The sequence below is a fragment of the Tepidanaerobacter sp. EBM-38 genome (genome assembly GCA_001896545.1).
Taxonomy (GTDB): domain Bacteria; phylum Bacillota; class Thermosediminibacteria; order Thermosediminibacterales; family Tepidanaerobacteraceae; genus Tepidanaerobacter.
Window position 1 is genome coordinate 1 of sequence record MPOT01000085.1, and the last position, 8,213, is coordinate 8,213.

An 8,213-nucleotide genomic window follows, 5' to 3' on the forward strand; every position below is an offset into this window, starting at 1 on the left:
ATGCAAAAGTTACCATCTTGCTACAAATGCTTCATATTTTTCTTCACCCATAAGATGTTTTTCCAACTTGTATAGCTCTAATCTTATAAGTCTTCTATAGGAAACTTCTCTACCTATGGTCTTGTGTTTAAATGTTGTTTTTAACTTTTTTTCCATTTCTGCAATGAAGATTTTCTTGCCACTTTCTTTTAACAATAAGCCTTCCGTACTCTTTTCAAAGTCATCTGCTGTCAGCATTTTTTTGCCAATAACAGTAAATATTACTCTATCAACAATGATGGGCTTAAAAATTTCAGCCACATCAAGATTTAATGTAAATCGTCGAAAATTCGTTGCGTGTAAAAATCCTATGCGAGGATCTAAATGAGTTTTGTATATCTCGCTAAGCACCATTGTGTATATCATTGAATTTCCAAAACTAATCAAGGTGTTTAAATTATTTTTGGGAGGCCTGCGTGTTCTTCGTTTAAAGGCAAAATCTTCATTTTCTAAGATATTATCAAAAGCGCCGTAGTAATTTTCTCTTATGTTGCCCTCTATTGCCATAAGTTCTTCAATATTATTGCATAAACTTATTTTGTTGCTTAATGTTTTTATAATTTCTTCAATCTCTTGCAAATTTTTTCCTCGGTTCAAATAGTACCTGATAACTTGCTGCATGTTTTTTGAAGCCCCTGCTACAAATTCAGAAGCTATACGCAACCTGTTTTCAAAATCCAAGTAGTGTTCAGCCTGTTTTAATACCATATAGCCAGAATTTAGGTGTTCTCTAGGGTAATATGTGCCGACATAATAGCCGTAGTAGTTAAAGAAATGTAGAATTATTTCTGCTTGTGTGATAAACTCTAAAAATCTTTTGTTTATATCCACCTCACCAAAAATATATATTTCACTTGTATTTTCTACGGGAATATATTTTCTGCCTGCTTCATTTTCAAAAAATATTGTGTTGTCCTTCCTTTTTAATTCTCCACTGGAAAATATGTAAATAGGCTTTTTCATGACCAGCAAAACTCCTTATAACCGCAGTTTTTGCAAAATCCAATCTTTTTTGGCTGTGGCGGCAGTTCTTGAAGTATTATTTTCTGAATTTCGTCTGTCATTTCTTCTAATTCTTTTTCTAACTCTGGTGTTAGTTCCACCACCATTCTTTTTCTTTCTTCCGGAAACATTAGAATTCCTTTGGCATCTACCCCGCTTTGTTTTAATTTTTGAAGATAAAAAGCAAGCTGCATTCTTGCGCTGTCCTGTGCTCGAGAACTTTTCTTGACTTCGCCGACTATAACATCCCCATTATCTGATGTAACAAAGTCTAAAACTACGTTCTCAAGATGTACTTTTTTCTTTTCTCTACTATAACTTTCCTCATCAATTAGTCTGCCTATCTCTATATATTGATTCTCTTGATCAGGTACAATTTGGTGTGCCATTAGCCATGTTTGACGCCTACATATTTTATAGCTTTGGATTAACGTTCCTGTTATAGGCATTACCATATCGGAGCCACTCCCTCACATCTGAACCCTGTTTCGCTGTCATAATAATCATCTAAGCTTTCAAAGTTAACATATCTAAAACCTGCAACCTCTGGAGGAATGTTATCTACAGTAGCAGGGACGGATATCACATATTTATAGAAATCAGCTTTTATTTGGTTAAATTCAAGTCTGCGTTCAAAAAGATTGACTATTTCTTTAATTTTCAGATACTCTTTCCAAATTTGCCTTGCGACATTATCTATTTCTATAAAAGTATCTATCTTTGGATATGTCTCTTCAATAAGCCTAAAATCCCTAATACTCGGAGTTCCGTCACAGCTGTCATACTTCATTTTATATAGGGCATTAAGCAAATCTTTTGATTTATCGTTCGCCATTCTTTCCTGCATCGTCTTGTAGTAGCTGTTTACAATATTTAAGAAGTCCATTTCTTTTATGCAGTCATTCTTTTCAAGAATTTTTCCGGTAATATCAAGTAGGACATTATCATATATGTAGGATGAATACTGCCTTCTATCATCTTTTAAACGTACAACTATCACTTCTCCCTGCTCAGTATCATTTCTATTACAGCGACCTGCAGATTGGTTAATTGAATCAAGTGGTGCAAAGTCTCTATATACTACATCAAAATCAATATCCACACCTGCTTCTACTAGTTGTGTAGTAACAGCTGCTTTTACTCTTTTGCTCTTCATTAATTCAATTCTATCCAGTCGTTCTTTTGGAACTATGTGGGTAGAAAGGAAAACCATATCTTCTTCCCCTATCTTCGTCTTTAAAAGTTTATAGAATGTTTTTGCGGAATTAATTGTATTTAATATAAACAAATAATTCTTATCAGGTTCAAAGTCTATATTTTGTGCAAACTCTTCTATAGTAAGAGCAGTTCGGCATTGAGGTTTTATTGTTACTCGGTTTAGAACACTAAAATATTTTTCTCTCTGGACTAAACTTACAACTTCTTTTCTGTCAAAAATCAAAGGTTCTGTCGCGGTAACAAAGACTACATACGAATCTAGTTCTTCCATAAGCTGCTTTAATGTTTCCTTTACCACTAACCAGTATTTGAAAGGTATTGATTGAACCTCGTCAAGAATTATTATGCTTCCTGATAAACGATGAAATTTTCTTAAACTTCTGTTTTTATTTGACAGCAGAGTATGGAACAGCTGTACAAAAGTAGTTATTATTATCTCTGAATTCCATCCTTCAATCAATATCTTAGCTTCATCTTTTTCAAATTCGTTTTCCTCCTGTTTGTAGTAAATTTCAGAAAGGTGATGATGTTTTAAAAGAAGGTCTGTAGTTACTTTGAAGCCTCCTGCTCTTAGAATATTTTCTATCTCTTTAGCATTTTGTTCTATTATGCTTAAAAATGGCAGAGAATAGATTATACGGGGTGCATAACCCTTCTTGTCCCGGATTTCTTCTCTTGCCTTCAAGGCAAAGGCAAAAGATGTAAACGTCTTGCCAAGACCTGTTGGGAGATTTATTGAATATACTCGTTCATTTAAATTAAGGTCTTGGCTTACGACTTCTCTGTATGCCTCTTCCCTAAGATTATTTAAATTAGATTTTTCAAAATCCAATTTTGCCTTATATTCATCTACTAAAGTATGCTTCAAAGTAAGCGGTTTACGTTTTGGTACATCATGCAGTACTACTTCGCTTTTGTCTGCATCAATTAAAAGAGAAAAAATATAATTTATTAGTAAGTAGGGAGAAATGCTTTTTTCGCGCTCTAGTTTCCGAAATCGTCGTCTAAGTTTCTTCAATTCATCACCTATAAAGCTTACCCATTCGAGCATTATAGATTTTGTTAGACTCTGTTTCAAGCCTGCTGATTGTAATTTATCATTCAAGATGAAAAGTCGGGTTTCATCTATGGTTTCTATTTGTTTTTCAAGAATGGCTCTATCATTATCAGATATAGCAGTTTCATCTATGACATCCTCTAAATTCCCATGATGTTTTCTTACTATCCAAAAAGCAGCAAATGATAGAAAAGCTTTTTCTTCGCTCTGTAAATCTTCTTTTTCTGCAAATTCCGTTTTAACAGCATAAAATGCTATGACAGCGGACAACAAGCCATGCTGGGTTTCCGGCATGGCTTTAAATTTTTTCTTATCTTTTTCCTCGGCAAAAAGATATTTTTGAAAATAGTCAGTGGACTTACCTATATCATGGCACAAACCACATGTTTTAACTAATTGGTGTAAGGTGCTTTTGTCGTAATTATAAATATTTTTAACAGGGCTTGCAATTAAATTATGGATGCTGATGCGTGCCACATTTAATAGATGATCTTCTAAGAGCTTATTTGGGTGTGAATACAGCTTAGAAGAAGACAATTCGCTCACCATTTTCATCCTCCATACAATAGTTAGCACGAGCTTGAATTGATTTGCCTTGCGTCTCAAAAAGCACATCCTCGTAGCGCTGCACCACTCTATCTTTCGTCATTTCCACCGCTATTTTTTCTTTAAAGTATTTTTTGCCTTCTTCAAAGGTAATGCCATAATCTTCGAGAGCGCTCATAGGAATTACTGTTAAAATTTCTCCTTCATTATTTTTGCATTGAGTAAACTCTTTTACTCCTACAAAATTAAAATCCGCAAGAAATTCACTAAGACCCAGAGATAACGTAAAAACAGTTTTGTGGGACTTAATATTTTCAATAAGTGTGCTAAAAACCGTGCTGTCGCTGTGACTTACATATATCCTATAAGCTGGATTTTTTAAAAATTCAGTTCGTATTTGCGTTCTCGCTTCATGTTTTCCCTTTTTTATTGGCACCCAATAATTACCTTTTGTATTTATATGGTTTAAGCCCATTCTAATTTTGTTCACAGGCGAAAGAATCCTTATAGCTATTTTGCATTTTTCATGAGAAAAAACTTCAAGATAATTTTCCTTGTCAGCGCCAACTATAGCTCCTAACATCCCCCTCACAGTGGGCGGTGGGGGAAAAGAGAAGGTGAGGGGAGATGAAGTAGTATAAAATCTTTTAAAATGCGCAAAATCCCCATATATGTCAAATACAAGAGTTCTCATCTTCATTCCCCTCTAAAATAAAAGTTCTTGTGCATTAAAACCATTTAAAGCCTCTTTTAACGAGATTTCTTTCTCGTCCATCGTCAATATTAAACGTTCGTCAGTTTTGAAATTAATTAAGTTAATTGCATCTTTATGCATATTAAGCGCTTTTACCAGTTCATCTATTTTAAGCTTCCCATCCTGTATGTCTCTAATTTCTTCATCGTTTTTGTCTGTTACGAATTTTATCCTCTTATCTAATTCCCCAATGTGAAAATTGTTTTCTTTAAATACAACCTGTAAAAGTAACCTGGGAACCTGACCCACTTTAGAAGTAGACATAAGATTTTTTGTTCCGTTCCATAGCCCCTCTAGCAAAAGCGAAATATCGTCTTCAGTCAGCTCTATATTTTGCCTTGCAGCTGCATTTTCATTAACAACACCATAAAAAGCTATCAAAGAATAAGGAAGAATGTATTTTTCAGTAAATGTTCCTTGTTTCTTGTCTTGAGCTGACGGCATAACAGTAGTACCTTTTACATAGGTCATATCTACTCTATGCAGGGATCTGCCATATTTAAACTGAACTGGGCCAGTTAGAGTCATTGTTTTATCTTTAACAGCAGTTGTAGCGCCAAAAAGCCTTACATCTATGCAGTTTTTCAAAAGGTCTTCATTGTCTTTAAAATCTTTGAGCCTATCTTCTTTTGTTTTAAGATTACTATTGTCGTCTCTGAGCTCAATTATAAAGACATCTTTGTTTCTGTAGTCATATAAGTAATCGCGTACTGTTCTCTTTAGTCTGACATCAGTAACTATATTTACTCCTGTTTCCTCATCAACCCTTGGTTTATTTTCATCAACGGGATCACCATTCGGATTAGCATCAGTAACATCATAAAGGAATAATATTTCTGAACGATTTTTTATAACTGACATTATTGGTTCCTCCTTGTTATTTGTCATATTTTACTTTTGTGCTATTACTTCTTCTGGAATCTCTTTGTTGGGATAGATTATTGGAATTATTTCATCTATCAAATTCATGCCGGCTGCAAAATAAAAGTTAAGTTCATCAACTGTCATCGGCCAATTATCTCCTGCCAAAAGAAGATAATTCGCGATTTCTGCTGCTAGCTGCCGTTTTCCCTTATCAAATGAATTATATTCTTCGAGCTTGTTTTGAACTTTTGGCAATAACCCTTTAAAATCTCTTTCTGTCATCTTAAGGCCTTTTAGATTTTTTAGGAATGGTTTTGCGTCTCGTTCCTTATATTGCTTGCGCAATAATAGCTCCGTTAAAGAGCCCAAGAGAAAAAGTCCTCTCTTCAAAGGCGTTTGAAACATTTCTCCATACTTTTCAAATAAATCATCAAACTTTCGCTGCTCCATAAGCTCCACCTCCATTGTTATTAGATTCAAATCCTCTAGAAATGCCATCATCGACAACGCTTCCTTGACGGTAAAATAAAAATATCTATCATTTACAAATTCATCTCGTATCCTTTTCATCGCAAAGCGAAGAATGAACGCCTTATCTATGGGTCTGTCTTTAAAAATCCTGTCAACTATATCAAGAAAATATTTGTCGAGATCATAATCTCTTTTATTTGAATCTGATTTTGAAAAAAAGTTTCTTATAGTTCCAAAGGTAAAATTATTATTTTTAACCATATCATCAACTGCATATTTTGCATCAAATATTCTTCTAATTCTCGAAGGAAAAACATCTTCAATTAGTAAAACTATTCTTTCTGCTGCTTGCATTTTATTTATAAATAAGAAATTAAGAGTAATTACATCATTTATTTCTTTTAACGCGTCAAGAATATCTTCCTCGTCATTAGTTATACGCTCTATGTTCTTTTTCTTAAGGGATACTATTTTTGAAGTACCTGTAAAGATGTCTATTACCTCTTCAGATACATCCTTAGTTCCGATAATAAATTTAGGAATTAAATTGTACCTTGCGCCATAAAATTTAAAAGTTAGATTTGATTCTAAAAATTTTTTTCCTTCTTCAAGAGACACTTTGCAGTCTTTGCAAACAGGAAAATTACGCCATGCCTTTTTTTCATCGAATCCGCCAGTAATAAAGCCGGGTTTGTCTAAAGTATAAAAAGCGTAGGTATCGATTTTGCCAATTATAGTTTCCTTTCTTTCTCCGCAGATAGAACATACCTTATTTTTTGTCAAACATTTGGTGTCTTTCTTATTTTCTTGAAAGATGAGCAACCTTTTAAATACTTCAAAATCTCCTACATAAAGCTCTTTATCGTCATCAATAATTTTTAGTGTAAGTAAGATCCCCTCTTTTTTAGGTATTTCGTTTCTTATCTTTAGGATCTGTTCTTTTATGTAATCACTGTTCTCTTTCAATTGATTGTAAATAGAAGTTAAAAATGCTCTATCCGAATCGGCTAATTCCAAATCTCTGTTGTCAAGGATCTTAAACCATCCTAATATCTTCCTGTCAAAAGTTCCTTCTGGTTTGCCGCTTAGTTTTGCGGTAGGTGAAAAATCAGAACTGGTTGCCGCGCCGCTTTTATAAAGATACTTCATTTTTTTGGACTTGTCATATTGTTCTTGAGCTACATATGAAAATTCAACCTCCTCATCATTTTTTGTAAATACAATAGTTATGACTGTCGTGTAGCTTCCTGTACTGTTTGGATCATCTACCAGAGTGTCCAGTAAATCTCTATTCTCTCTTTCAATAATAAGTTCCCCTAACTCTTTTATGGCTGTAAGCATTTTTTTCACTCCTTTCAACTTTAAACTTGCTTCTCGTCAATTAGTTCATACCCTCCACCTCCACACACCCGAACCCTTGGCTGTTTTTGCTGCCTAGGCCGCTTTCTACTGCTATTTGTAGGAGAGGGGCGGGGCCTGACAGGATAAATCTTCCTGAGTAGCCTTTTATTATTGTATTTTTGTATTTTATTATTGAAAGTTTCGGCTGTCTTAGGGGTTCTAGTTTTATATTCCCTTCAGGAGGCTCTGTTTTATGAAATGCTATGTATTTTTTCCGAAGATTTTTTTCCATGATTTCATCAAAATCCTTTTCTCCAGGTTCAAAATAGCAGGTGTATTTCCTGCCATCCGGCCTCATCAAGGTGCTATAGACGACAATAGGCGATAGTGTGCGTATTTGTATTTTATCTTGGTAAATCATATCCTTTGCAAATGAGACATTCGTAACTTGCATATTTGTATTTCCCAACCTTACAGTCGATTTGAGCAAGAGACCGTTTGCAAGTGATGTGCAAAAATATCTGTAAGGCGATGTTACTACTAGCGATACCGGCCCCTGAAATATGATTTTTTCCTTTCCCTTATCTATTTCATAGGTACCCATAAGTCTGGAAAAAGCGAACATTTTAAAGGATCTTTTTTCATAAGAAAAGCCTTTCTCATGCAGAAAATTACTGATATCTTTATCCAGTGAATCATATATCACAGCCTGCACTATATGGTTATAGTGAATAGGCAATATTAGGGTCCGGCCATTTTCAGGCCAAAAGTAAATTTGTTGTCTCAACTTTTAACCTCCATTGTTTTTGTGTTTTAAAATCGACATAATTGTGTTCTATTTTCTCCGTGCTAAAATAATTAATAACTTTATCAAACATTGTGATTTTTTGTCTTTTATATATATTCCACCTTTTCCAAAAA

The 8,213-nt window shown here is 34.1% G+C and carries 7 protein-coding genes; all 7 read right to left on the reverse strand.

The window, feature by feature from the left end; translation table 11 throughout:
- Positions 1–9: 9 nt before the first annotated feature.
- The 7 genes from cas1b to cas6 are packed head-to-tail and all read right to left on the reverse strand — an operon-like array spanning position 10 to position 8,079.
- Complete coding sequence (cas1b, locus tag BUC45_RS09310) at positions 10–1,002, reverse strand: type I-B CRISPR-associated endonuclease Cas1b (RefSeq protein WP_296971834.1); 993 nt, start codon at positions 1,000–1,002, stop codon at positions 10–12.
- Entirely contained in the window at positions 999–1,496 is a 498-nt protein-coding gene (gene cas4, locus BUC45_RS09315) for a CRISPR-associated protein Cas4 (protein ID WP_296971836.1), read from the reverse strand. The genes cas1b and cas4 overlap by 4 nt, the downstream gene beginning before the upstream one ends.
- Complete coding sequence (gene cas3 / locus BUC45_RS09320; protein ID WP_366750070.1) at positions 1,490–3,865, reverse strand: CRISPR-associated helicase Cas3'; 2,376 nt, start codon at positions 3,863–3,865, stop codon at positions 1,490–1,492. Before cas3 ends, cas4 begins: the two co-directional genes overlap by 7 nt.
- On the reverse strand, positions 3,840–4,556 hold the full coding sequence (cas5b, locus tag BUC45_RS09325; RefSeq protein WP_296971840.1) for a type I-B CRISPR-associated protein Cas5b: 717 nt from the start codon (positions 4,554–4,556) through the stop codon (positions 3,840–3,842). The genes cas3 and cas5b overlap by 26 nt, the downstream gene beginning before the upstream one ends.
- Positions 4,557–4,568: 12 nt before the next feature.
- A complete protein-coding gene (gene cas7b, locus BUC45_RS09330) occupies positions 4,569–5,480 on the reverse strand; it encodes a type I-B CRISPR-associated protein Cas7/Csh2 (protein ID WP_366750072.1) in 912 nt (303 codons plus the stop codon).
- A gap of 27 nt (positions 5,481–5,507) precedes the next feature.
- Positions 5,508–7,301 carry a TIGR02556 family CRISPR-associated protein gene (locus tag BUC45_RS09335; RefSeq protein WP_296971844.1) on the reverse strand — a complete coding sequence of 598 codons (1,794 nt, stop codon included), beginning with the start codon at positions 7,299–7,301 and terminating at the stop codon, positions 5,508–5,510.
- Between the two features lie 31 nt (positions 7,302–7,332).
- Positions 7,333–8,079, reverse strand: coding sequence for a CRISPR-associated endoribonuclease Cas6 (gene cas6, locus BUC45_RS09340; RefSeq protein WP_296971843.1), 747 nt, complete (start codon positions 8,077–8,079; stop codon positions 7,333–7,335).
- Positions 8,080–8,213 lie beyond the last annotated feature (134 nt).